31 protein-coding genes are annotated in these 24,907 nt (G+C 52.9%); 16 read left to right on the top strand and 15 right to left on the bottom strand.

The features are described from left to right. Positions 1-21 precede the first annotated feature (21 nt). Genes flgJ through flgB form a run of 9 tightly spaced genes read right to left on the bottom strand, consistent with a single transcriptional unit; the run spans position 22 to position 7,235 of the window. Positions 22-978 carry a flagellar assembly peptidoglycan hydrolase FlgJ gene (gene flgJ / locus MRY16398_RS10865; protein WP_125124344.1) on the bottom strand — a complete coding sequence of 319 codons (957 nt, stop codon included), beginning with the start codon at positions 976-978 and terminating at the stop codon, positions 22-24. Then, entirely contained in the window at positions 978-2,072 is a 1,095-nt protein-coding gene (locus MRY16398_RS10860) for a flagellar basal body P-ring protein FlgI (RefSeq protein WP_041851739.1), read from the bottom strand. The genes flgJ and MRY16398_RS10860 overlap by 1 nt, the downstream gene beginning before the upstream one ends. A gap of 12 nt (positions 2,073-2,084) precedes the next feature. After that, positions 2,085-2,783: a flagellar basal body L-ring protein FlgH gene (locus tag MRY16398_RS10855; RefSeq protein WP_041851740.1), complete on the bottom strand. Its 699-nt coding sequence runs from the start codon at positions 2,781-2,783 to the stop codon at positions 2,085-2,087. 57 nt (positions 2,784-2,840) lie between these two features. Further along, positions 2,841-3,623, bottom strand: a complete 783-nt coding sequence (gene flgG / locus MRY16398_RS10850; protein WP_125124343.1) for a flagellar basal-body rod protein FlgG — start codon at positions 3,621-3,623, stop codon at positions 2,841-2,843. Positions 3,624-3,638: 15 nt separating this feature from the next. Next, positions 3,639-4,394 carry a flagellar basal body rod protein FlgF gene (locus MRY16398_RS10845; protein ID WP_079496430.1) on the bottom strand — a complete coding sequence of 252 codons (756 nt, stop codon included), beginning with the start codon at positions 4,392-4,394 and terminating at the stop codon, positions 3,639-3,641. 20 nt (positions 4,395-4,414) lie between these two features. Then, the gene (flgE, locus tag MRY16398_RS10840) at positions 4,415-5,686 is read right to left on the bottom strand and encodes a flagellar hook protein FlgE (RefSeq protein ID WP_125124342.1); all 1,272 of its coding nucleotides are present in this window, start codon (positions 5,684-5,686) and stop codon (positions 4,415-4,417) included. A 26-nt stretch (positions 5,687-5,712) separates the two neighbouring features. Next, entirely contained in the window at positions 5,713-6,399 is a 687-nt protein-coding gene (gene flgD, locus MRY16398_RS10835) for a flagellar hook assembly protein FlgD (protein WP_071195452.1), read from the bottom strand. A gap of 12 nt (positions 6,400-6,411) precedes the next feature. Next, entirely contained in the window at positions 6,412-6,816 is a 405-nt protein-coding gene (flgC, locus tag MRY16398_RS10830) for a flagellar basal body rod protein FlgC (RefSeq protein ID WP_041851745.1), read from the bottom strand. 2 nt (positions 6,817-6,818) lie between these two features. Beyond that, positions 6,819-7,235, bottom strand: a complete 417-nt coding sequence (gene flgB, locus MRY16398_RS10825) for a flagellar basal body rod protein FlgB (RefSeq protein WP_041851746.1) — start codon at positions 7,233-7,235, stop codon at positions 6,819-6,821. Between the two features lie 165 nt (positions 7,236-7,400). Here flgB and flgA point away from each other — a divergent pair, with 165 nt between their 5' ends. The 3 genes from flgA (at position 7,401) to flgN (ending at position 8,879) form a co-directional block, all read left to right on the top strand. After that, on the top strand, positions 7,401-8,066 hold the full coding sequence (gene flgA, locus MRY16398_RS10815) for a flagellar basal body P-ring formation chaperone FlgA (RefSeq protein WP_041851747.1): 666 nt from the start codon (positions 7,401-7,403) through the stop codon (positions 8,064-8,066). Positions 8,067-8,162: 96 nt separating this feature from the next. Then, positions 8,163-8,453 (top strand): flagellar biosynthesis anti-sigma factor FlgM, encoded by a 291-nt coding sequence (flgM, locus tag MRY16398_RS10810; protein WP_041851748.1) that lies wholly within the window; start codon positions 8,163-8,165, stop codon positions 8,451-8,453. A 3-nt stretch (positions 8,454-8,456) separates the two neighbouring features. Beyond that, positions 8,457-8,879 (top strand): flagella biosynthesis chaperone FlgN, encoded by a 423-nt coding sequence (gene flgN / locus MRY16398_RS10805; RefSeq protein WP_041851749.1) that lies wholly within the window; start codon positions 8,457-8,459, stop codon positions 8,877-8,879. Between the two features lie 60 nt (positions 8,880-8,939). Here flgN and murJ read toward each other — a convergent pair whose 3' ends face one another. The 4 genes from murJ to rimJ all read right to left on the bottom strand — a co-directional run bounded on the left by murJ (position 8,940) and on the right by rimJ (position 12,755). Beyond that, positions 8,940-10,475, bottom strand: coding sequence for a murein biosynthesis integral membrane protein MurJ (gene murJ / locus MRY16398_RS10800; protein WP_125124341.1), 1,536 nt, complete (start codon positions 10,473-10,475; stop codon positions 8,940-8,942). A 106-nt stretch (positions 10,476-10,581) separates the two neighbouring features. Continuing rightward, on the bottom strand, positions 10,582-11,505 hold the full coding sequence (locus MRY16398_RS10795; RefSeq protein WP_125124340.1) for a Gfo/Idh/MocA family protein: 924 nt from the start codon (positions 11,503-11,505) through the stop codon (positions 10,582-10,584). Between the two features lie 2 nt (positions 11,506-11,507). Next, complete coding sequence (locus tag MRY16398_RS10790; RefSeq protein ID WP_041851752.1) at positions 11,508-12,161, bottom strand: YceH family protein; 654 nt, start codon at positions 12,159-12,161, stop codon at positions 11,508-11,510. Positions 12,162-12,170: 9 nt separating this feature from the next. After that, a complete protein-coding gene (gene rimJ, locus MRY16398_RS10785; protein WP_041851753.1) occupies positions 12,171-12,755 on the bottom strand; it encodes a ribosomal protein S5-alanine N-acetyltransferase in 585 nt (194 codons plus the stop codon). A gap of 232 nt (positions 12,756-12,987) precedes the next feature. Here rimJ and mdtH point away from each other — a divergent pair, with 232 nt between their 5' ends. The 10 genes from mdtH to MRY16398_RS10735 all read left to right on the top strand — a co-directional run bounded on the left by mdtH (position 12,988) and on the right by MRY16398_RS10735 (position 20,540). Then, positions 12,988-14,196 carry a multidrug efflux MFS transporter MdtH gene (gene mdtH, locus MRY16398_RS10780; RefSeq protein ID WP_041851754.1) on the top strand — a complete coding sequence of 403 codons (1,209 nt, stop codon included), beginning with the start codon at positions 12,988-12,990 and terminating at the stop codon, positions 14,194-14,196. A gap of 64 nt (positions 14,197-14,260) precedes the next feature. Beyond that, positions 14,261-14,908, top strand: coding sequence for a glutaredoxin 2 (gene grxB, locus MRY16398_RS10775; RefSeq protein WP_041851755.1), 648 nt, complete (start codon positions 14,261-14,263; stop codon positions 14,906-14,908). Between the two features lie 115 nt (positions 14,909-15,023). After that, positions 15,024-15,584, top strand: coding sequence for a lipoprotein (locus MRY16398_RS10770; protein WP_041851756.1), 561 nt, complete (start codon positions 15,024-15,026; stop codon positions 15,582-15,584). 236 nt (positions 15,585-15,820) lie between these two features. After that, positions 15,821-16,867 carry a dihydroorotase gene (gene pyrC / locus MRY16398_RS10765; RefSeq protein WP_125124339.1) on the top strand — a complete coding sequence of 349 codons (1,047 nt, stop codon included), beginning with the start codon at positions 15,821-15,823 and terminating at the stop codon, positions 16,865-16,867. A gap of 74 nt (positions 16,868-16,941) precedes the next feature. Next, complete coding sequence (dinI, locus tag MRY16398_RS10760; RefSeq protein WP_041851758.1) at positions 16,942-17,187, top strand: DNA damage-inducible protein I; 246 nt, start codon at positions 16,942-16,944, stop codon at positions 17,185-17,187. Positions 17,188-17,457: 270 nt separating this feature from the next. Continuing rightward, positions 17,458-17,712 carry a biofilm formation regulator BssS gene (bssS, locus tag MRY16398_RS10755; protein WP_041851759.1) on the top strand — a complete coding sequence of 85 codons (255 nt, stop codon included), beginning with the start codon at positions 17,458-17,460 and terminating at the stop codon, positions 17,710-17,712. 115 nt (positions 17,713-17,827) lie between these two features. Beyond that, positions 17,828-18,946 (top strand): N-methyl-L-tryptophan oxidase, encoded by a 1,119-nt coding sequence (gene solA, locus MRY16398_RS10750; RefSeq protein ID WP_125124338.1) that lies wholly within the window; start codon positions 17,828-17,830, stop codon positions 18,944-18,946. A gap of 64 nt (positions 18,947-19,010) precedes the next feature. Beyond that, entirely contained in the window at positions 19,011-19,127 is a 117-nt protein-coding gene (locus tag MRY16398_RS10745; RefSeq protein ID WP_064572418.1) for a YceO family protein, read from the top strand. 269 nt (positions 19,128-19,396) lie between these two features. After that, complete coding sequence (locus MRY16398_RS10740) at positions 19,397-19,963, top strand: cytochrome b (protein ID WP_079496422.1); 567 nt, start codon at positions 19,397-19,399, stop codon at positions 19,961-19,963. A gap of 1 nt (position 19,964) precedes the next feature. Beyond that, a complete protein-coding gene (locus MRY16398_RS10735; protein WP_125124337.1) occupies positions 19,965-20,540 on the top strand; it encodes a YceI family protein in 576 nt (191 codons plus the stop codon). A 90-nt stretch (positions 20,541-20,630) separates the two neighbouring features. Here MRY16398_RS10735 and trhO read toward each other — a convergent pair whose 3' ends face one another. Beyond that, on the bottom strand, positions 20,631-21,680 hold the full coding sequence (trhO, locus tag MRY16398_RS10730; protein WP_125124336.1) for an oxygen-dependent tRNA uridine(34) hydroxylase TrhO: 1,050 nt from the start codon (positions 21,678-21,680) through the stop codon (positions 20,631-20,633). Between the two features lie 217 nt (positions 21,681-21,897). Between trhO and MRY16398_RS10725 the strand changes: the two genes are divergently transcribed. The 3 genes from MRY16398_RS10725 (at position 21,898) to MRY16398_RS10715 (ending at position 24,667) form a co-directional block, all read left to right on the top strand. Continuing rightward, entirely contained in the window at positions 21,898-22,818 is a 921-nt protein-coding gene (locus MRY16398_RS10725; protein ID WP_125124335.1) for a Kdo(2)-lipid IV(A) acyltransferase, read from the top strand. 147 nt (positions 22,819-22,965) lie between these two features. Further along, positions 22,966-24,198, top strand: coding sequence for a multidrug efflux MFS transporter MdtG (gene mdtG / locus MRY16398_RS10720; protein WP_041851765.1), 1,233 nt, complete (start codon positions 22,966-22,968; stop codon positions 24,196-24,198). Positions 24,199-24,292: 94 nt separating this feature from the next. After that, entirely contained in the window at positions 24,293-24,667 is a 375-nt protein-coding gene (locus tag MRY16398_RS10715; protein WP_041851766.1) for a MysB family protein, read from the top strand. Here the strand turns inward: MRY16398_RS10715 and MRY16398_RS10710 are convergent, their stop codons facing one another. After that, positions 24,668-24,895 (bottom strand): YceK/YidQ family lipoprotein, encoded by a 228-nt coding sequence (locus MRY16398_RS10710; protein ID WP_041851767.1) that lies wholly within the window; start codon positions 24,893-24,895, stop codon positions 24,668-24,670. It lies immediately after the preceding gene. Positions 24,896-24,907 lie beyond the last annotated feature (12 nt).

Raw genomic sequence — 24,907 nt, 5'->3', positions numbered from 1 at the left:
CTGAGCTGAACTTGAGTCGTTTCAGAACAGATTTTCAATATCATTGCTGTAGGCCTTGCTGACCTTCTCGCCCATCGACTTAAGCTGCTGAATCATACTTGTCAGTTTCTGCGCATATTTCGGATCGGTGGCATAACCCGCGTTCTGCAACGCCTGTGCGCCTTGTTCCGGCGTTGCCGCTGTCGTCACCGCCGCATACCGCGGATTGCGACTTAGCATGCTGACATAATCAGAGAGCGCTTCCAGATACGAGCTGTAGACACGGAACCTGGCTTTGACCTTTTTGGCTTCGCCATTTTCATATTCAGTGGTGGTGATTTCGGTAGTCGGCCCTTTCCAACCAGGCGTCGCCTTCACGCCGAAAATGTTAAAGCTCGGCGCACCGTTTTCACGGGTGATTTGTCGCTGGCCCCAACCCGATTCCAGCGCGGCCTGCGCCAGAATCAGATGGTGAGGAACCCCGCTTTGCTCACTGGCAAGACGAGCAGGCAGGGAAAGTTGAGCCAGGAAGTCTTTACTGTCGCCGCTCAGCGGCTCGTCACTATTTTCCGGCGCTTTCGGCAGTGCCTTACGCACCATTTGCGTAATAGCCTGGCTTTGATAGGTGTTGATGGTTTCGGGATCGAATTTCATCGGCACCTGCTGCATCTGGTCACCCGCAGCAACCGGCGCCTGCCCGCCGGACATCTGTTGGACCATCATATCGGCCAGTCCCAGCCCCTTGCCTGCCGTTATCTGCTGGGCAATTTGTTGGTCATATAAGCTGGTGTACATCCGCGTGGAATCGCTGCTGAAAATACCGTCTTTTGGCAGGGCTTCGCGCATGCTTTTCAGCATCATTTGCACGAACATCCCCTCAACCTGACGCGCCACAGGCCGCAGGTTAGTCTGCGGATCCTGCCCGGCTTTAGTTTTCAGATCGTTAAGCGATTGCGCGTCCCATGCCGCGCTCGCCATCAAGCGGCTGTCAGTCAGCATTAGATGATCTCCAGCTTAGCCCGCAGGCAACCTGCGCTCTGCATTGATTGCAAAATGGACATCAGATCAATAGGTGTTGCGCCCAGCGCGTTCAGTGCACGTACCACGCTATTCAGATTGGCGCTGGAACGAATACTTTGCAGGGAGCCGCCACTCTGACGCAGGTCAATCTGTGTTTGCGGCGTGACCACTGTCTGACCACCGCCAAACGGCGTGTTCGGCTGGCTGACATTGGCAGACTGGTTGACCGTGACCGAGAGGTTCCCCTGTGCCACAGCGCAGTTATCCAGCGTGACTTCGCGGTTCATGACAACAGAACCTGTACGGGAGTTGATAACAATTTTAGCGTCCTGCGGCGCGACACCCACTTCCAGGTTCTGGATATCCGCCAACATGCGCACCTGCGAACTGCCGCCTTGCGGCACGCGGACCTGAACCGTACGGGCATCCAGCGCGGTTGCGCCACCCATGCCACGACGGTTGATGGTGTCAGCAATCTGCTGCGCCATCGTGAAGTCATCCTGGTTCAATTGCAGGTTGATGGTGTTGCCATTGCCAAATTGGGAAGGCAACTCGCGTTCAATCACGGCACCGCCAGTGATACGTCCACCGTTAAGCTGGTTAACCGCCACGCTGCTGCCACCAGCGGATGCGCCTGCGCCACCGACCAGGATATTCCCCTGCGCCAGGGCATAGACCTGACTATCCACCCCTTTCAGTGGGGTCATCAGCAGCGTACCGCCGCGAAGGCTTTTGGCGTTACCCATAGAGGAGACCACCACGTCGATGGTCTGCCCCTGGCGGCCAAACGCCGGAAGCTGGGCGGTAACCATGACCGCCGCAACGTTTTTGAGCTGCATGTTGGTGCCAGCCGGGACGGTGATCCCCATCTGCGACAACATGTTATTCAGGCTCTGAGTAGTGAATGGCGTTTGGGTGGTCTGGTCACCCGTTCCGTCAAGGCCAACCACTAAGCCATAACCAATTAAGGAGTTTTCACGTACGCCCTGTACACTGGTGAGGTCCCGGATGCGGTCGGCCTGGGCGACAAACGCCACCAGCACTAACGCTATTCCAGCCAGAAATCTAAACATAATTCACCCCGGTTACATCGGCGATAAGTTGAGGAAGAAACGCTGCAGCCAGCCCATATTCTGCGCTTCGTTAATGTAGCCGTTGCCGACGTACTCGATGCGCGCGTCCGCCACCTGTGTGGACGGAACCGTATTGCTGCCGCTGATGGTGCGTGGGTTCACAACACCTGAGAAGCGGATAAATTCAGTGCCCTGGTTGATGGCGATCTGTTTTTCACCCACCACGTGTAAATTGCCGTTGATCAGTACCTGGTCGACCGTAACGGTCAACGTGCCGCTAAATGTATTGCTGGCGTTAGCGCCGCCTTTGCCGTTAAACGAGTTGCTGCCTTCGCTCGTCAGGTCTGCACGCGCATTGCCGAACAAGCCTTCCAGATAGCGAGGCGTGGTATCCATTGAGAAACTGCTTTTGCCATCGCGGCTGGCATTCGCTGATGAACTCTTACTGGCGCTCACGTTTTCTTGCAGCACCAGCGTCAATGTATCCCCGACGTTACGCGGGCGACGGTCTTCAAACAGCGGCTGGTAGCCATAGTTGATAGGCTGCGCAGTCTGGTAAATAGAGCCATTGACGACCGGAACGGGTCCCGGCATCGGTTGAGCGGTCGTTGCGCCCTGCACCAGCGGTGTTGAGGGAACCCAGGCACATCCGTTCAACATCAGTGCCAGTAAAGCTAACAGGGGGTAGCGGCCCGCGGCGTTTTTTTGCATTACATTCATCTTCGAAATCAGGGTTCCGGTGCAGCCTGCGCCGCACCGGATAACGCCTTAGAGTTGCGACAGTTTCTGCAGCATCTGATCGGTGGTCGATACCGCTTTGCTGTTAATTTCATAAGCGCGCTGAACCTGGATCATGTTCACCAGTTCTTCCGCCACGTTTACGTTCGAGGTTTCCACATACCCCTGATACAGCAGACCCGCCCCGTTCAGCCCCGGCGTGGTGGTGTTCGGCGTGCCGGAAGACTGTGTTTCGAGGTACAGGTTTTCACCGATACTTTCCAGACCGGTGTCGTTCATAAAGGTTGTCAGGTTGAGCTGCCCCACCTGCACAGGCGCTGTCGCCCCCTGCTGCGTGGCGCTGACCACACCGTCACGGCCAATGGTGATACTCAGGGTGTTAGCCGGAATGGTAATGGCAGGCTGAACCTGGAAGCCGCCCGACGTTACCAACTGGCCATTCTGGTCAACCTGGAATGAACCATCACGGGTATAAGCAGAGGCACCGTCCGGCAGCAGGACCTGGAAGAAGCCCTCGCCTTTGATAGCCACATCTTTGCTGTTGTTCGTCTGGGAGAGGTTACCCTGGCTGTGCAGACGTTCGGTGGCCACCGGGCGAACACCGGTACCAATCTGCAGGCCAGAAGGCAGCGTAGTCTGTTCAGAAGATTGCGCACCAGGCTGACGAATCGTCTGGTAAAGCAGATCTTCAAATACCGCGCGCTGACGCTTGAAACCATTGGTACTGACGTTCGCCAGGTTGTTGGCGATAACGTCCATATTGGTTTGCTGGGCGTCGAGGCCGGTTTTAGCGATCCATAATGAACCTATCATAGGAAATCCTGTTTATTAGCTCATGGACAGTAACTGGTTGGCACGCTGCGCATTCTCATCAACGTTACCAATAACTTTCATTTGCATTTCAAAGCGGCGTGCGCTGGCGATCATATCGGCCATTGCCGCCATAGGTTTAACGTTACTGCCTTCCAGCACACCTGACATGACGCGGATGTTTGGGTCCGGCTGTAACGTCTGGCCACGGGTGGCTTGCGCGCGTTGGCTGACGCGGAAAAGACCGTCATCGCCACGCACCACTTCACTGCCGTTCGCTTTCACCAGTTTCAGTTTGCCAACCGGGGAGACTGTGTTCGGCGGATCACCGGCGGTCAGGGCGGAAATGGTCCCGTCCGCGGCAATGGTGACCTGCGAACCTTCCGGAACAGCAATCGGCCCGTTCTCACCCATGACCGGATGCCCCTGAATGGTCAGTTGCCCGGTCGGTGTGACCTGAATGTTACCGTTACGGGTATACCCTTCGGAACCATCCGCGCTCTGCACCGCCAGCCAGCCATCCTGTTGCAGGGCAACATCCAGTGGGCGTGACGTGTAGTTCAGATCGCCTGGCGTCATATCAGCGCCAGGGGTGGTCTCAGCGACCAGTGTACGGGTCGGCAGCGACAACCCTTCTACCGGTACCGCACGCAGCGCACTAAGCTGCGCACGAAAGCCCGGTGTTGAAGCGTTGGCCAGGTTGCTGGCGGTGACAGACTGCTGGTTCAGCGTCTGACTTGCCGCGCCCATCGCTGTGTATATTGCGTGATCCATTAGACCATCCCGTCAGCCGATTAACGCAGGTTAACCAGCGTGTTAAGGATCTGATCCTGGGTTTTGATGGTCTGCGCATTCGACTGATAGTTACGCTGCGCGACGATCATATTGACCAGTTCTTTACTCAGATCCACGTTAGAGGCTTCGAGTGCGCCGTTGGTCAGCGAACCGAAGTTACCCGTACCTGCCGTACCCAACAGCGCCACGCCAGATTTGTTTGTGGCAGACCATACGTTATCACCCTCAGATTTCAGGCCTTCGTTGTTGGCGAAGTTCGCCAGGACAATCTGACCCAGCACCTGTTTCTGTTCGTTGGAGTAGGAACCCACGACGGTACCGTCATCGTTAATGGTGTAGCTCACCATAGAACCCGGCTTGTAGCCGTTCTGCGAGGTGCTCACGACGGCGCTAGTGGTGTTCTGCTGCATGGAGTTCAGGAAACTCAGGGAGAATGTCGCCGCTGTAGCGCCGTTAAGCGTACCGGAAGTGACAGTAATGGCAGGGTTCGTATTCGCCGTCGTGGACAGATCGTAGTTACCGGTCGTGGTATTAAAGGTGTAGTTGTATACACCTTGCAGGCTACCGTTCTGATTAAAGATCATCTGCGCCGCTTTGGTCGCCGTAGAGCCCGTTACGCTGGAATCCTGCGTGTAGACATCCCATGTATTGTTATTTGTTGCGCTTTTGACATAAAACACGTTCATGTCGTGGGCGTTACCCTGGCTGTCGTAAACGGTGATCGGCCCTTTTAAGTTGTAGCTGTCAGCGTTAGTCGGGTCGAACGTGGTCACTGTCGGCGTCTTAGAAGACGAGTTCAGGTTAACCGGCATCGTTGCGGTGGTGGTGATTTGTGCCGACATCAGCGTCGTTGGGATATTGATCCCCGTTGGGTTCGCGCCCGACTGGATGGTCGGAGGCGTACCGCTTGCCGGAAAACCCGTTACTTGCAGACCCTGCATGTTTACCAGGTTGCGGTTTTCATCCAGCGTGAACTGGCCATTACGGCTGTAATAAACAGAACCGTTGGTATCAACGAGGCGGAAGAAGCCATTCTGGCTAATTGCGACATCCAGGCCGCGTCCCGTATTGGTGGTGGTACCGTCGTTAAAGTCCTGGGTAACGCCCGCGACTTTAACACCCAGACCTACTTTAGAACCCGCAAACATGTCAGCGAAGGACGCAGTACTGGATTTAAAGCCATACGTAGCGGAGTTGGCGATGTTGTTACCAATAAGATCGAGGTTGGTGGCCGCAGCATTCAGACCGCTGACCGCTTGTGAAAAGGCCATGACTTACTCCTGATAAGTGTTAAGGCTTAAATAATCTGCCGAACTTCGTTGAGCGTAGTGGTGCCGTAGGTACCTAAATCTAACTTGTTGCCTGATTCCGACAGCGTTACCCCCTGAACCAGAGCGTATTGCAGCGGCTGAGCAACCAGTTGCGTAGTGCCTGAACTGGCGGCGATAGAAACTTTATAAGAGCCATCTGGGGCGGTGGTGCCGTCCGACAGCTTTCCATCCCAACTGAAGGTATGGACGCCAGCGGTCAGCGGCCCCAGGTTGACGGTCTGTACCACGGTGCCGTCTTTGCTGGTGATGGTCGCGGTCGCTTTATCTGCGGCCTGGGTCAGTTCAACACCAAACGGCGTTGTGGTTGAGCTGCCAGCCAGAATCGTCGTACCTTCAATCATTACACCGTGACCTACCAGATTGCTGGCCTGCAGCGCCTGGCTGTTATCGATCTGCCCGGAGATAGATCCCAGGGTGGTGTTCAGTTTTTCAATCCCGTTCAGCGTACTGATCTGCGCAAGCTGTGAGGTCAGTTCGTTGTTCTGCAGCGGATTGGTTGGGTCCTGGTTTTTTAACTGTGCGACCAACAGGGTCAGGAAGCTGCTCTGTAGGTCTGACGCGCTACTCGTAGTCAGTTGAGACGAGCTGCTACTGCTGCTGGTGGACTTGACACTACTGCTGGACGTGTCGTTCACATTTACGGCGATAGACATTTATGTCTCCTTTTACTGGCCGAGAGTAAGCGTTTTGAGCATCATATTTTTAACGGTGTTGAGCACCTCCACGTTCGCCTGATAGCTGCGAGACGCGGACATGCTGTTCACCATTTCCCCAACAACATCAACGTTAGGCATTTTGACGTAGCCCTTCGCATCCGCCAGTGGGTTGCCGGGTTCATAAACCAGCTTGTCGGGTGCCTGGCTTTCAACAACGCCAGCCACTTTTACGCCACCCGTTGCCTGGCCTGGTGCAGCATCCACCTGGAAAACGACTTGCTTAGCGCGATAAGGTTGACCGTCCGGTCCGGCGACGCTGTCGGCGTTCGCCAGGTTACTGGCAGCCACGTTCAGACGTTTGGACTGCGCGGCAAGCGCGGAGCCGGAGATATCAAAAATATTCAGCAATGCCATGGTTAGTTATTCCCCTGCAACACGGACATCATGCTTTTAATCTGCCCGCCCAGCACGGTCAGCCCTGTCTGATACTTAAGGCTGTTATCCGCAAACTGTGTACGCTCGCGATCCATATCCACGGTGTTGCCATCGGCAGATGGCTGATCCGGGATACGATAAAGCAGGTCTGGAGACGGGGTGGAAATGGCTTGCGCCGGAATATGGCGACTGGAAGTTAACGCCAGCGAGACGCCTGTGTTCTCTGCACGGCCACGTTCCATCACCTTTTTCAGTTCGCTGGAAAAATCCATATCACGCGCCTGATACCCCGGGGTATCGGCGTTCGCAATATTGGCGGCCAGGATTTCCTGGCGCTGCGCGCTCAGATTCAGTGCTTCTTGCTGGAACCGTAACGCGGCATCAAGTTTATCGAGCATGGCTTCCCCGCTGATGACAATTATTTAGTCAACAGCTTAAATCTCCTTACGCGCGCCTTATCGACGGAATAAGCGCAAAATGCGTCGCTATTTATTGCGTTGATAGATTTGCGTGACGGGTAGAATCCTGTCATCTCTTCAACAAACAACAGGCAGGGGTCTGCGATGAACACGTTGAAAAGCGGTTTAGCCGCGGCATTGCTGTTTTTGATTTTAAGCCCGCAAGTGTTGGCGCAAGACTTAAAGGCGCAGCTCACCGCGTTTTTTGCACAACGACTGGCTGGCTTTAGTGACGAGGTGGTGGTAACAATACGTACGCCGAAAAATCTTTATCCCACCTGTGAGCAACCGGCTTTAAGTTTGACGGGCTACGCTCAGCTTTGGGGGAACGTCAACGTATTGACAAACTGCGGTAACGAAAAGCGCTATTTGCAGGTAAACGTCCAGGCGACGGGTAATTATGTTGTCGCCGCTCAGGCGATTGCCCGTGGTAGTGTACTGACGCCGGAAAGCGTAAAGCTCAAACGCGGCAGGCTCGATCAGTTACCGCCGAAAACAATGCTCGAAATTTCTCAGGCACAAGATGCCGTAAGCCTGCGCGATCTCTCACCCGATCAACCGGTTCAGCTCTCGATGCTGCGCCAGGCCTGGCGAGTAAAAGCCGGCCAGCGAGTGATGGTTGTAGCCAATGGCGAAGGCTTTAGTGTCAATAGTGAAGGCCAGGCGCTGAACAATGCGGCGGTGTCGCAAAGTGCCCGGGTACGCATGTCTTCTGGACAAATTGTAAGTGGAATTGTCGGCGCTGATGGGAATATTCTGATTAACCTATAATCTTTTTAAAGAATTCGCGGCATCTGCCGATAAATAAGCAACGACTGAAGATGGCAGACCCAAAACGCCGGAAAACCTCTATGAGGACAACACACTATGAGCATTGATCGTACATCGCCTTTAAAGCCGGTTAGCACCGTACAACCACGTGAAACCAGCGACACCCAGGCAACGAAAGTACGTCTGGAAAAATCGAAAACCGCCAACAGCACGAGCGTAACGCTCAGTGATGCCCAATCCAAATTGATGCAGCCGGGTAGCAGCGACGTCAATATGGAACGCGTTGAACAACTGAAAACGGCAATCCGTAATGGTGAGCTAAAGATGGACACCGGTAAAATCGCCGATGCCCTGATTAACGAAGTGCAGAGTTACTTGAGTAAATAATGTATGAATCAACTGTCAGACATTCTTGATCAGATGACAGTTATCCTGAACGCATTAAAAGACGTGATGGATGCTGAGCAAAAACAACTCTCTGTGGGCCATGTGCATAGCAGCACGTTGCAACGCATTACGGAAGAGAAAAGCTCATTGCTTGCCACACTGGATTATCTTGAGCAGCAACGCCGCGAAGCGCAAAAGGTGCAAAGTAGCGCGAATGACGATATCGCCGATCGCTGGCAGATAATCACACGAAAAACGCAACACCTGCGTGATCTGAACCAACACAACGGCTGGTTGCTCGAAGGGCAAATTGCCCTTAACCGAAAAGCGCTCGAGGTACTGAAACCTCACCAGGAGCCAGGGCTTTATGGTGCGGACGGTCAGACCTTTACGGGTAGCAGGGGCGGAAAAAAGATTTCCATTTAGCTAACGCGTTCACATTCTTTTATGCGGGAGTCGACTGTCATGGTCGACTCCCTTTTGCGCTTACGCTATCCGGCGGGCAAAATCTTTAACTCTGAACCCCAGCACCGCAAGCGTCGCGAAGTAAGCCACAACGCCTACCACCACCACGACCATGAGCCGAGCCAGGCGATGCCCCATGTTGCCCTGCGCCCAGTCAGGCATCACATACAGCATGCCCAGCAGTGCGGCTGCCATTACGATCACCGCAATAAACAGACGTGTCAGGAAACGGCCCCAGCCGGCCTGTGGGGTAAAGATATTCTGCTTACGCAACTGCCAATAGAGCAGGCTGGCATTCAGACAGGCCGCCAGGCCAATCGAGAGTGACAGACCGGCATGTTTTAGCGGGCCAATAAATGCCAGGTTCATTAATTGCGTCATCACCAGCGTGACAATGGCAATCCTGACCGGCGTTTTGATGTCCTGTCGTGAATAGAACCCTGGAGCCAATACTTTCACCACAATAAGGCCCATCAGGCCAACCGAATAGGCGATCAGCGCTCGCTGCGTCATCTGGGCGTCAAATGGGGTAAACTTACCATACTGAAAAAGCGAAACCGTCAGCGGCTTCGCAAGAATGCCTAACGCCACCGCGCTGGGCAGCGCCAGCAAAAAGCATAACCGCAACCCCCAATCCATCAGGCGGCAATATTCATCATGATTACCGCTGGCAAAACTTCGCGAGAGCGACGGCAGCAAAATCGTCCCCAGCGCCACACCCAGCACCCCGGATGGAAACTCCATCAGGCGATCAGCGTAATACATCCAGGAGACCGAACCGGAGACCAGGAAGGAGGCGAAAATAGTATTAATAATCAGGGAGATCTGACTGACCGATACGCCAAGGATCGCCGGCCCCATCTGTTTCATCACCCGCATCGCGCCCGCATCGCGGAAACTGATACGCGGCAGCACCAGCATGCCAATTTTTTTCAGATGCGGCAGTTGATAAACCAATTGCAGGATACCGCCCACCGTCACCGCCCATGCCAGCGCAAGCACCGGCGGATGGAAATACGGCGCACCGAACAGAGCAAAACCGATCATGCTGATATTAAGGAACGTGGGCGCAAATGCCGGGACGGAGAAACGGTTCCAGGTATTGAGGATCGCCCCTGCGAGCGACGCCAGTGAAATCAGCAAAATGTAGGGGAAAGTTATCTGCAGAAGCTGAGAGGTCAATGCAAATTTATCAGCCGTGTCGGCAAACCCCGGCGCCGTCACCAGAATCACCCAGGGCGCCGCCAGCATGCCGGCAACGGTGACAATCGCCAGTGCCAGCGTCAACAGCCCCGATACATAGGCGACAAAAATGCGCGTCGCCTCTTCGCCCTGTTTACTTTTATATTCCGCAAGAATGGGGACAAAGGCCTGAGAAAATGCCCCTTCGGCAAAAATACGTCGTAAGAGATTTGGCAGTTTAAAGGCGACAAAGAAGGCATCGGTCGCCATCCCTGCACCAAATACCCTCGCCACAATGGCATCGCGTGCAAAACCCAGCACGCGAGAAAACATGGTCATTGAGCTGACGGCCGCCAGCGATTTTAATAAGTTCATTTAAGGTTCCATAAACACAACGCCTGCACAAAGCAGGCGTTGGTATCGCGAAGCGCTTAGTCTACCTGGAATAACGCGAATTTCTACCGCCATATGTTACAGAGGGTTATTCGCTCATCGCCTCGCGCCAGAGTTTTTCAACGATACGCTGGGCCAGGATAGCCTGCTCACCCGCCGTTTCCGGAACCGTCTGATTTTGCACGCATTCGATAAAATGGCGCGCGCATCCGGCGAAGCCTCGTTGCTCCAGCGTACTCTGCCAGCCGGGTATGGGCGGAGTCACAACTCCCTGCCCCTGTTCTTCACGCCATTCACGCATATCGGTAACGTCATACAGTCCGCCGTCCGTTACCGCCTGCACCCATTCGCGTTGACTACCGGCACGGCGATGCATACTGGTAGTGATTTGCAACGCGCCCTGCGCAAAATGGTGCTCGGCATAAATCATTTCACCCTGGTCATTAGTCAGCAATGTGCCGCTGGCAAGCGACGCACTGCCACCGGCCAGCCAGAGAGCGGTATCCACAACATGCAGATAATCATCGAGTAAGGTGAAGCGCAGATCGTGCGGACCAACGCTGTTGCTGCGATGTTTATCCATTCGCAGTGATGCTGCCTGCGGCAAATGACTTTTTAACTGACGGTACAGCGGAGCAAAACGGCGGTTGAACCCCACCATCAGCGTCAACTTTTTGCGCGCCGCCAGTTCAATGAGCTTTTCCGCATCCGACAGATTTTCTGCCAGGGGTTTGTCGACACAAACATGAACACCTGCATTGAGGAGTTCGCTCACCACCGCATAATGCGAGGCGGTAGAGGTGTGAACAAAAACCGCGTCACACTGCGCGGCGAGCTCACCTAACGAGCCGACATAAGGAATACGCCAGGTGTCGCACACACGCTGCGCTTTTTCTCGCGTGGGTGACCAGGCTGCCGCCAGCGTCCAGTCAGTTGCCGCCCCCAGTACCGGTAACCAGGCTTTTTGCGCGATACCGCCTAATCCCACAACCCCTATACGTAATGCCGCCACGATTAATCCCCCAGATGTTCGAGTAGTGAAGCCAGACGCTGTTTCAGTTCGGCAACGTCGTTTTCCAGCGCTTCAACCCGCGAAGCCAGATCGTTGTCGCTATCCAGCGGGCTTACTGTCTCCACAACGTTAATCAGCGTCTCCACATCACCGCTGAACAGATGCATATAGCGGCTTTCCCGTTTGCCAGGCTCGCGTGGTAAACGCACAACATACGGGCCATCTTCGCGCTGCGCCAGATTCTCCAGCGCGCTTTCCACTTCACCCATATCGTTAAATTCATGCATCCGCGCCGCGCGCCCGCGCAGTTCACCCGGCGTTTGAGCGCCGCGCAGCAACAGCGTGGTAATAATGGCCACTTCCGCCGGGGAGAGTTTCAGATCGCCAAATTCGGAGTTGCAGAAACGCTGCTCATATTTAGTGACACGGTTACCGAAACCACTGACTGTGCGCAGGTAGTGGCGCTTTACCAGCGTATCCAGTATCTCCTGCACCTCATGCTCGCTGAGGTTCATTACCGGTTCACGGTTGGTTTTTTGGTTACAGGCGGTCACCACGGCATTGACCGACAATGGATATTGTTCAGGGGTAGTGATCTGTTTTTCCAGCAGGCATCCGATAACGCGCGCTTCCGTGGCGCTGAGTTGGTACTTCATGTTTTCTCCTTAACGACCCGGGGTCCAGTCTTTGGTGGTCAACGCCGTCAACACGTGGTCACGCCATTGCCCGTCAATCAGCAGATACGCTTTTGCGTAGCCCTCTTTTTCAAAACCAAGGCGCGCCAGTAAATCGCCGCTGCGTTTATTGTGCGGCATATAATTCGCCATAATGCGGTGCAAATGTTGCGTTCGTTGCATATAGCGAATGGCTGCCGTCAGCGCTTCGAACATTAACCCCTGCCCCTGCCATTTTTGCCCGATGGAATACCCCAAATAGCAGGCATGGAAAGAACCGCGTACCACATTGGAGAAATTCGCGACGCCGATGATCTCTTTTTCTTCTGGATCGAGTAATGCGAAATAAAAAGCGGTTCCTTGTTTATGGAATTCGTTAATCATCCCCAGGCGAGCCTGCCAACCAGATGGATAGCAATGGCTCTCGTCACGAACCGGTTCCCAGGGCTTTAAAAATTGACGGTTCTCAGCGTAATAGTCCGCAAGCCGCCAGGCGTCCCGCTCATGAACTAAGCGAACCACCAGCCTGTCTGTGACCAGGCGTACTTTCGGCACATTACTGCGATAGCCAAACATTCATTCCTTCTCCTTCCGGTTACCACTCTCAACCCCTTCCCTTTACTATACATTTGCGCAGCCACTCTGTGAAAACAACAACCTGCATTTTCGCAATACATAAGCTTTTTCGATGAGAAGTCTGAATTAAAGCCCGCTTTTGATAAAAAAATATTGTCGCGCCAACGATGGGAAAAAATCAGACGACCCGGCAGAATATTAACGTACTTACTTTTATTTCCCGGGAGGGGAAATGTCACGCGTATCGCAGGCAAGGAGCCTGGGTAAATATTTCCTGCTCGTCGATAATATGTTGGTGGTGCTGGGCTTTTTCGTCGTTTTCCCGCTTATTTCTATACGTTTTGTTGATCAACTCGGTTGGGCTGCCTTGATGGTTGGTATTGCCCTTGGGTTAAGGCAATTCGTGCAGCAAGGGCTGGGCGTTTTCGGCGGCGCCATCGCGGACCGTTTTGGTGCTAAACCACTGATCGTCACCGGCATGCTAATGCGTGCTGCCGGTTTTGCCACCATGGGTATCGCCCATGAACCCTGGCTGCTGTGGTGCTCCTGCATATTATCCGGACTCGGCGGTACGCTCTTCGATCCGCCGCGCACGGCGCTGGTGGTTAAACTGATTCGCCCATCGCAGCGCGGCCGCTTCTTCTCGCTATTGATGATGCAGGACAGCGCGGGGGCGGTGATCGGCGCACTGATTGGCAGTTGGTTACTGCAATACGATTTCCGTCTGGTCTGTATCGTCGGTGCCGCCGTGTTTGTTCTTTGTGCAGGCTTTAACGCCTGGCTGCTGCCTGCATGGAAATTATCGACGGTAAAAACGCCGGTACGTGAAGGGCTGGGCCGCGTTTTGCGTGATAAACGTTTTGTCACCTACGTACTGACACTTACCGGCTATTACATGCTGGCGGTTCAGGTAATGTTGATGCTGCCAATCATGGTGAATGATATCGCCGGTTCGCCTGCGGCAGTAAAATGGATGTATGCCATTGAAGCCAGCCTGTCGCTGACGCTGCTGTACCCTATTGCCCGCTGGAGTGAAAAACGTTTTCGCCTGGAACATCGGCTAATGGCCGGGCTGCTGTTTATGTCATTCAGTCTGTTGCCGATAGGCCTGGTCAACAGCCTGCAGCAACTGTTTACGCTGATTTGCACCTTTTATATCGGCTCCATTATTGCTGAACCGGCACGTGAAACGTTAAGCGCGGCGCTGGCAGATTCCCGTGCCCGCGGCAGTTATATGGGGTTCAGTCGCCTGGGGCTGGCATTTGGCGGTGCGTTGGGTTATGCCGGCGGGGGCTGGCTGTTTGACGTGGGTAAAGCACTGAGTCAGCCGACGTTACCCTGGATGATGCTGGCGCTGATTGGCCTTATCACCTTTTTCGCCCTGCTGTGGCAATTCGCGCTAAAACGCACCCCGTCTCGCCTGCTCGAACCGGGCGCATGATTTGCCAGCCCTTTTAATCTCTTCCATACTTTTTTGTGATGGACAATCAGTATGGAGGAGAACCGTGAAACTCTACATTTATGATCACTGCCCGTTCTGCGTTAAGGCCCGCATGATTTTCGGCCTCAAGAATATCCCCGTCGAACTCAACGTGTTGCTCAATGATGACGAAGCAACGCCGACCCGAATGATCGGCCAAAAAATGGCGCCGATACTCCAAAAAGACGACAGCCGCTATCTACCTGAAAGCATGGATATCGTCCATTACGTGGACAAACTTGACGGTAAGCCGTTGCTGACCGGAAAGCAGAATCCAGCCCTCGACGCCTGGCTGAGAAAAGTCAATGGCTACGTCAATCGTCTGCTCATTCCGCGTTTTGCCAAAAGCCCCTTCGACGAGTTCGCTACGCCAGAAGCCAGAGCCTATTTTGTGGCGAAGAAAGAGGCGGCGATCGGCAATTTTGACGAGCACATGGCCCACTCAGCCGGGCTTATCAAAAAAATCAGCGATGATTTACGCGCACTGGATAAGCTTATCGTTCAGCCTAATGCGGTAAACGGAGAGCTGTCGGATGATGATATTCACCTGTTCCCCTTACTGCGTAATCTGACCATTGTGGCGGGGATTAACTGGCCGACGCGCGTGGCCGACTACCGCGATAACATGGCGAAACAAACGCAGATTAACCTGCTCTCATCAATGGCGATATAATGCCCCAGGCGGAAGCGAACGCTTCCGCTTTCAGCTTTTTCTGCTGGCTTATCCTCTGCCCTGGACTGATGCTACAGACAAGGATGAATACACAGGCACTCTCTTGAGGAACATAATGAAAAAGATTATTTTCGCCGCGGCTTTGATTTTAAGCGGCGTTTTAGTGGGTTGTAACCAGTTAACACAGTACAGCATCAGCGAGCAGGAAATTAACCAGTCACTGCAAAAACGCAACGATTTCGCCAAAGACATCGGCCTGCCCGGCGTGGCGGACGCGCACATCGTCCTCAGTAATCTGGTCAGTCAGATTGGCCGTGAGGAACCGAATAAGATTACCCTTTCCGGCGATGCCAATCTGGAGATGAACTCTCTTTTCGGTAATCAGAAAGCGACCATGAAGCTCAAAATGAAGGCGCTGCCGGTCTTCGATAAAGAAAAAGGGGCAATTTATCTCCAGGAGATGGAAGTGGTTGACGCAACCGTCACACCGGAGAAAATGCAGTCCATTCTGCAAACCCTTCTGCCCTACCTGAATCAGTCCCTGCGTAACTACTTTAATCAGCGCCCCGCTTACATTCTGCGTGAAGACAGCAGTAAAGGCGAAGCGCTGGCGAAGAAATATGCCAGGGGTATCGAAGTGAAGCCGGGTGAAATTATCATCCCGCTCACCGATTAAGCCCGTAAGGGCTTTTTTCAGGAAAAGAAGCAAGCCGAAGCGTTTATACCCACCATCATTCGCGTTGCGGGAAAGCGAAGACGCCATGAACATCCGGGAGCTTATTCACGTTAGTGATCGGGACAGGCGCGAAGTGGCTCAGATGCAGCTTGAAGTATGATGGGTATACGCTTATGCTTAGTGCCCGGCAAAAAACCAGCCATATTGACTGATTATCACCCAGCCGGAGCACTCCCATGACAGCACATTCCCAGGTTTTAAAAATCCGCCGCCCTGATGACTGGCACGTTCATTTACGTGACGGCGATATGTTAAAAACCGTCGTGCCGTGGACCAGCGAAATTTATGCTCGCGCCATCGTCATGCCCAATCTTGTCCCGCCGGTGACCAGCGTTGAGGCGGCAATTGCTTATCGCCAGCGCATTCTTGATGCCGTACCTGCCGGACATGACTTTACTCCGCTAATGACCTGCTACCTGACCGATTCACTCAATCCCGACGAAGTGGAACGCGGTTTTCGCGAGAATGTCTTTACCGCCGCCAAGCTCTACCCGGCGAATGCCACGACCAATTCAAGTCATGGGGTGACCAGTATTGATGCCATCATGACGGTACTTGAGCGCATGGAAAAACTGGGGATGCCACTGCTGGTTCACGGTGAAGTGACCCAGGCAGAGATCGATATCTTCGATCGCGAAGCCCGCTTTATCGAGACGGTCATGGAGCCACTTCGCCAACGTCTGCCGGGGTTGAAAGTGGTGTTCGAGCACATCACCACCAAAGATGCCGCGGAATATGTCCGTGACGGCAATGAGCTGTTAGCGGCCACCATCACACCGCAGCATTTGATGTTCAACCGCAACCATATGCTGGTCGGCGGTGTACGTCCGCATCTGTATTGCCTGCCTATCCTGAAACGTAACGTGCATCAGCAGGCGCTGCGTGAACTGGTCGCCAGCGGCTTTACCCGCGCGTTTCTCGGTACGGACTCTGCGCCACACGCCCGCCATCGTAAAGAGGCAAGCTGTGGCTGTGCAGGCTGTTTCAACGCGCCGACTGCGCTGGCAAGTTATGCCACCGTGTTTGAAGAGATGAATGCCCTGCAGCATTTTGAAGCGTTCTGTTCACTCAACGGTCCGCATTTTTATGGCCTGCCGGTGAATGAAACCTTCATTGAACTGGTGCGTGAAGATTCAACGGTCATCGACAGTATTGCTTTGCCGGAAGATGCGATTATCCCATTCCTCGCCGGTGAGACAGTCCGCTGGACAGTGAAATCCTGATTTTTTTCACCCCCCTGTTGTAAATCTTGCAAGGTAACTGTATAAACATACAGTAAATAACACAGGGGGTTGCCATGCGCATCGAAGTGACTATTGCCAAAACTACACCGCTCCCGCCAGGTGCTATTGATGCCCTGGCGAGCGAGTTATCCCGCCGACTGAATAATTATTATCCTGATAGCGAAAATAAAATTACGGTTCGTTATGCGACAGCGAATAACTTATCGGTGATGGGCGGAGCAAAAGAAGATAAAGAGCGCGTCAGTGAAATTCTGCAAGAAACGTGGGAAAGCGCCGACGACTGGTTTATCCGCGATTAAAAAGAGTTTGTATTGTGCATGTTTTTGCCGGGTCGCCCCGGCTTTTTTGTTTTTTTAAGCAAAAATCTTACTTTCCTCCTGACCTGCTTAAAAATCACGCGTAAGTTAGCGTTTTCTTGTTCAAAAAAATCCAACTGAAATAAAATTATGTTGCAGAGTGTTATTTATTCGATCAGCAAGGTTAAATATTGGTATACTGAAAAGGCTTCACAAAAACACGCATTGAACCTCGAAAGTCGTTGTCAGTTAACACGCCATAAGGGGGTTATGATGGAAAAGAATAATGAAGTCATCCAGACCCATCCTCTGGTTGGATGGGATATCAGCACAGTGGACAGTTACGACGCACTGATGTTGCGCTTACATTACCAGACCCCAAACAGAGCCGCTTCTCAGGACACCGAAGTAGGCCAGACGTTGTGGTTAACGACCGAAGTTGCCCGCCAGTTTATTTCGATTTTAGAAGCGGGTATCGCCAAAATAGAGTCAGGCGAGTACCAGGAAAATGAGTATCGTAGGCATTAGCGATAATGCTCAATAATCACTCAACAGGCACCCACGTGGTGCCTTATTTATTTCCCGTCTTGTATAACGCCTCCCGGTTATTTACCCTCCCGATTACGACTTGATGGAGAACGACATGAAATACGATTTGATCATCATTGGCAGCGGCTCTGTCGGTGCGGCGGCGGGCTACTATGCGTCCCGCGCCGGTCTCAGCGTACTGATGACCGATGCGCACCTGCCACCGCATCGGGAAGGGAGCCACCATGGCGATACTCGTTTAATCCGCCATGCTTATGGGGAGGGGGAAAAGTACGTTCCGCTGGTATTGCGCGCCCAGGAGTTGTGGGATCAACTGGTTGCTGACAGCGGCGAAGCCGTCTTTGAGCGCACCGGGGTACTTAATCTTGGCCCGGCACATTCCTCTTTTCTGGCAAATGTCGCGCAAAGTGCGCTGCACTGGAATCTGGCCGTGGAAAAGCTTGATGCGCCGTCACTGATGGCACGCTGGCCAGAAATCACCGTCCCGGATGACTACATCGGCTTGTTCGAAGCGGACTCCGGCATCCTTCGCAGCGAACTGGCAATTAAGGCCTGGATTCGCCTGGCGCAAGAAGCCGGGTGCGCCCAACTGTTTAACTGCCCGGTGACAGCCCTGCATACTACCGATGATGGTGTGAGTATTGATACATCTGAGGGAACATTCAGCGCGAAAAAGATCCTCATTAGTAGCGGTACATGGGTTGCGAACCTTGTTCCCGGCTTACCTGTCCAGCCGGTACGAAAAGTCTTTGCCTGGTTCCAGGCTGATGGTCGTTACAGCACCAAGAATCGCTTCCCGGCCTTTACCGGCGAAATGGCGGATGGATCTCAATACTATGGTTTCCCCGCTGAGGATAATGCGTTAAAAATCGGCAAGCATAACGGCGGACAACGTATCAACGAGGCCAGTGAACGCGTACCGTTTGGCGCAGTAGCCTCAGATGGTTCAGAGTGTTTTCCCTTCCTGCGCCAGTTCTTACCGGGCATCGGTGGTTGCCTGTACGGGTCCTCTTGCACTTATGATAATTCGCCTGATGAAGATTTCATCATCGATACCCTTCCCGATTGCCCTCATGCGCTACTGGTCACCGGGCTGAGTGGGCATGGTTTCAAATTTGCGCCAGTGCTTGGGGAAATTGCGGCCCAGTTCGCCCAGGGTGAAAGCAGTAAATTTGATTTAACCCCCTTCTCTTTAGCGCGCTTTGCAGGATAATTCCTACCCGCGACCCTTTTCCTTTTGGGTCGCCTTTTCTTTTGGCCGAATATCTGGAGAGATTATGCGCCGCTTGTTCTTCTTTCTTGTTAATAACGTCCGCGAGCATTTAATGGTATATATCGCTTTATGGTCACTCATCGCTCTTGTGGACTTAATTTATGTTGTCTGGGCTGAATGACGAACATTGACATTTACTGACATTTATTTAAAAAAACTTAAAATTACGACAGATTTTTTGAAATAAAAAAATCTCCTTACCGCCTCTGCCTTTAGCCCTTCAAAGCTTCTATAACTTCCATACCCTCTAATGAACTGAACATATTTTTGAAAATTAATTCAAAATTTTTGATATACAAAAAATAAGATTATTAATTGTTATTTTTAAGTTGCAATATTATTTTTCTGACGCCATTTTAAATTAACTTTTACACTCTTGCGGTTCACATTATGCAACTCCGTAATTCTCCATTTCGCTATGGCGCAATTTCTGTTGCCCTGCACTGGCTGGTCGCAATTACAGTCTATGGCATGTTTGCGCTGGGTTTATGGATGGTCACACTCAGCTACTATGATGGCTGGTACCACCAGGCGCCCGAACTGCATAAAAGCATTGGCATTGTCCTGATGCTGGTCCTGGTGGTTCGCCTTATCTGGCGTCGTCTCTCTCCACCGCCCGCGCCACTCGCAAGCTACTCGCGACTGACCCGCGTCAGCGCGGTTGTTGCACATATCGCCCTTTATTTGCTGCTGTTCGGCATCCTGTTCAGCGGTTACCTCATCTCCACGGCTGATGGCAAGCCCATCAGCGTTTTTGGCCTGTTTGAGGTGCCTGCCACCTTTGCTGATGCGGGCTCGCAGGCAGACCTGGCCGGAGATATTCACCTGTGGCTGGCATGGACGGTCGTTATCCTATCGGTCTTACACGGTCTTGCCGCCTTTAAACACCATTTCATCGATAAAGACGACACCCTAAAGCGCATGCTGGGTAAATCGTCATCTGACTCTGGAGTATGATATGAAGAAAAGCCTGCTGGGTTTCTCCCTCGCTTCGTTACTGTTCTCTGCGGGTTCCGCGATGGCAGCGGAATATAAAATCGACAAAGAAGGCCAACACGCCTTCATCAATTTCCGCATCCAGCACCTCGGTTACAGCTGGTTGTATGGCACATTTAAAGATTTTGACGGCTCTTTTACTTTTGATGAGGCAAATCCTGCCGCCGATAAAGTCAACGTCACCATCAATACGAACAGTGTCGATACCAACCATGCGGAACGCGACAAACACCTTCGCAGTGGCGAATTCCTTAATGTGACGAAACACCCGCAGGCAACCTTCACCTCTACTGAGGTAAAAAAAGACGGTGATGAGCTGGATATCACCGGCAATCTGACCTTAAACGGCGTAACCAAACCCGTGAAACTGGAAGCCAAACTGATGGGCAAGGGTGATGATCCGTGGGGTGGCAAACGCGCCGGTTTTGAAGCAGAAGGGAAAATTAAACTTAAAGACTTTAATATCACTACCGACCTTGGTCCTGCATCGCAGGAAGTCGATTTGATCATCTCTGTGGAAGGCGTACAGCAGAAGTAAAACCACGCACGCAGCAGAGGCGGATCATTCATGATTATCCGCCCCTGCTGATTCGCCTGCGAGCCTGTTGCTTACACAGGCGAAAATCTTTTACTCAGGGTCCGGGATACCGAGCTTTGTATTCAGACGGCCGCGTGATTTGTTGAAAATCTTGTTGCCGTTTTCCCGCCCGGCTCGCCGCTTACGCTGTTCTTCTTCCGGCAACTGGCTCTCTTCAAGGCAGGCTTCGCTACAGCATCCTTTGAACTTTTTAGCGCACGACGGGCACTGAATAAACAGCAAATGGCAGCCGTCATTCACACAATTAGTATGGCTGTCACAAGGCACACCGCACTGATGGCAATGGGCAATCACATCGTCAGAGATACGCTCCCCCATACGCTCATCAAACACAAAGTTCTTACCGATAAAGCGTACCGGCAGCCCCTGCTCACGGGCGCGACGGGCATATTCAATGATCCCGCCTTCGATGTGCCAGACCTTGCTAAAACCGTTGTGCTTCATCCAGGCGCTGGCTTTTTCGCAGCGGATCCCGCCGGTGCAGTACATGACAATCTTTTTGTCTTTATGTTCCTGCATCATTTCAACCGCTTTTGGCAACTGCTCGCGGAAGGTATCGGCAGGAATTTCCAGCGCACCATCAAAATGGCCCACTTCGTATTCATAGTGGTTGCGCATGTCGATAAAGACCGCTTCCGGATCGTCCAGCATCGCGTTCACTTCGGCGGCTTTCAGGTATTCACCGACGTCACTGGCATTAAACGAGGCATCCTCAATCCCGTCAGCGACAATGCGATCGCGCACTTTCATGCGCAGTACCCAGAATGATTTACCATCATCGTCAATGGCGATATTCATACGCAGGCCATTCAGAGCAGGATCGAAACTGTACAGATAGGCTTTCAGCGCTTCGAACTGGCTTTCTGGCACGCTGATTTGCGCGTTGATCCCTTCATGAGCTAAATATACGCGACCGAATACATTTAGCTTTGTTAAGGCGGTATAGAGTGCGTCGCGGGTGGCCTGCGGGTTGACGATGGAGAAATATTTATAGAATGAGACGGTCTTGCGCGGCTCGGTTTCGGCGAGCATGCGCGCTTTCAGTTCATCATTCGAGATGCGGTTGTGTAACACTGGCATGGTGTACGTATCCTGCAATGCGGTAGTCAATAAAATCGGGCGGCATCATAAAGCAATTAGTGGCAATTTACATCCACACAATTTGCGCTACATTTCCCTCATTAAAATCATCTTTCAATAACAATAGCCTGGCAATTACGCATTCAACTGGTAGAGGTTTTGGTTGATTCGATAAAAATGCGACAATGCAGGAGATTTTTGCTGAGTAAGGAACGATATGACGCATTTACCAAAATTTTCCCCGTCACTGCTCCATCCGCGTTACTGGCTAACCTGGTGCGGAATTGGGCTGTTGTGGCTGGTGGTACAACTGCCTTATCCGGTCCTCTATCGCCTGGGTTGCGGTATGGGGCGACTGGCAATGCGCCTGATGAAACGCCGCGTCCGTATCGCACATTGCAACCTTGAGCTTTGTTTCCCGCAGATGCCTGAGCAAGAGCGTCAGGAAATGGTCAAAAAGAACTTTGAGTCGGTTGGGATGGGGTTGATGGAAACCGGGATGGCGTGGTTCTGGCCGGACAGCCGGATCAATCGCTGGGTTGATGTTACGGGCATGGACAATACCAAAATGCACTTCGCCGAAGGTAAGGGCATTTTGCTAATTGGCGTACATTTTTTAACGCTCGAACTGGGTGCTCGCGTCTTTGGCATGCATATTCCGGGCATTGGCGTGTACCGTCCTAATGACAACCCGCTGCTGGACTGGCTGCAAACGTGGGGACGGTTACGCTCAAACAAGACGATGATAGATCGAAAAGACCTGAAAGGAATGGTACGAGCGCTAAAAAGCGGCGATGTCGTCTGGTACGCGCCAGACCACGACTACGGCCCGCGTTCCAGCGTCTTTGTGCCCTTCTTCGCGGTCGAGCAGACCGCGACTACGACCGGTACCTGGATGCTGGCGAAAATGTCTAAAGCTTGCCTGGTACCTTTCGTACCGCGTCGTAAACCGGACGGTAAAGGTTATGAGTTGATCATGCTGGAAGGTGAAACCACCCCACCGCTGGAGACCGCAGAAGAGACCGCCGCCTGGATGAATAAGGTTGTTGAGCGCTGTATTCTGATGGCCCCGGAGCAATATATGTGGCTGCACCGTCGCTTCAAAACCCGCCCGGACGGTGTCCCTTCGCGCTATTAATCCCCGTAGCCCGGTACGCCGGGCTACGTTTGTTGCATTTCTACACATGCTTTCCGTTGCAGGTGTCATCACCCAGGCGCATAATTAGCAGGCTTATTATTTTCAATCGCTAATTCTCCGCGTGTGACACGCGTAACGTGAACGGTAATGTCATCTCCTGCTCCCATAAACTGGAAACGTAATCTGACCGTGGCCTGGGTCGGCTGTTTTTTAACTGGCGCGGCATTTAGTCTGGTCATGCCTTTTTTGCCTCTCTACGTTGAGCTACTTGGCGTTACCGGGCATAGCGCGCTCAACATGTGGTCCGGTCTGGTCTTTAGTATTACCTTTCTTTTTTCCGCCATGGCTTCCCCCTTCTGGGGCGGCCTCGCTGACCGTAAAGGGCGTAAAATTATGCTCCTGCGTTCTGCACTCGGGATGGCGATTGTCATGGCCCTGATGGGCTTTGCGCAAAATATCTGGCAATTCCTTGTGTTGCGTGCGCTGCTCGGCTTACTCGGCGGCTTTATACCTAATGCCAACGCGCTGATCGCGACACAGATGCCACGAAACCGCAGTGGTTGGGCGATGGGAACACTATCGACGGGCGGTGTAGCCGGAGCACTGCTTGGACCACTGGCAGGCGGTCTGCTGGCCGATGTATATGGGCTGCGGATGGTCTTTTTTATCACCGCCTCGGTTCTGTTTATCTGCTTCTTGTTGACGCTCTTTTGCATTCGGGAAAATTTCACTCCGGTGGCGAAAAAAGAGATGCTTCACGCCAAAGAGGTTTTAGCTTCACTGAAAAGTCCGCGTCTGGTGCTGAGCCTGTTTGTCACAACGATGATAATCCAGGTCGCAACCGGATCTATCGCGCCTATTCTGACACTCTATGTCCGTGAACTGGCGGGGAATGTCGGTAATATCGCGTTTATCAGCGGCATGATAGCGTCGGTTCCCGGCGTGGCGGCGCTGATGAGTGCCCCGCGACTTGGCCGCCTGGGCGATCGTATCGGTCCGGAAAAGATTTTGGTTGCCGCACTGCTGATTTCCGTCTTGCTGCTGGTACCGATGGCCTTCGTACAAACGCCGTGGCAGCTTGGGCTACTGCGTTTTTTACTCGGTGCTGCCGATGGCGCGCTACTGCCTGCGGTACAAACCCTGCTGGTCTATAACACAACCCAACAAATTGCAGGCCGCGTATTCAGCTACAACCAGTCATTCCGCGATATCGGTAACGTAACCGGCCCGTTGCTCGGCGCGGCGGTCTCGGCAAACTACAGTTTTCGTGCGGTATTCTGCGTCACGGCGGGCATTGTCCTGTTTAACGCCTTTTACTCCTGGGTCAGTTTACAACGCCCTGCGCGCCAGAGGGTCGCTGACCGGGTCATTGATGATTAACACCGATGACTGATTTTTTTGTTCGGGTACTTGCAAAACCTCATATTCAACTATTCTTTCCCTGAATACCTCGTCAAACCACAGGGAGAAACTTATGACTATGTACGCTACGCTCGAAGAAGCAATTGACGCTGCTCGCGAAGAGTTCCTCGCCAATAATCCAGGCGTTGAGGAAGAAGATGCGAATGTGCAGCAATTCAACGTCCAGAAATACGTTCTCCAGGATGGAGACATTATGTGGCAGGCTGAATTCTTCGCCACAGACGAAGAGGAAGGCGAGTGTCTGCCAATGTTATCGGGCGAAGCCGCACAGAGTGTGTTTGACGGCGATTTTGATGAGATAGAGCTACGTCAGGAGTGGCTGGAAGAGAACACGCTGCACGAATGGGATGAAGGGGAATTCCAGCTTGAGCCTCCACTTGATACCGAAGAAGGCCAGGCTGCTGCGGATGAGTGGGACGAGCGTTAATTATTCGTATGGGCCATGATGTGCGTCAATGGGCAGTAAGAGCGTATCGAACACCAGCGAGAATGGCAGATCGAGTACGGTGACATAGCGCCATGCGGAGTCGCGGACATCCCATTTGACACCAGGGTAGTACTGATTGCCATGCCCCTGGCCTGGGATCGTCCGGCTGATGATGCTACCACATCCGCTCAGCAGACATGCCATAAGCGCCACAATGACTATTCTCACTGATTACCTCAC

It is taken from the genome of Phytobacter sp. MRY16-398 (assembly GCF_003925915.1).
GTDB classification, from domain to species: Bacteria; Pseudomonadota; Gammaproteobacteria; order Enterobacterales; family Enterobacteriaceae; genus Phytobacter; species Phytobacter diazotrophicus.
The sequence above is the reverse complement of the archived record's forward strand: the minus strand, read 5'-3'. Positions and strand labels throughout refer to the sequence as shown.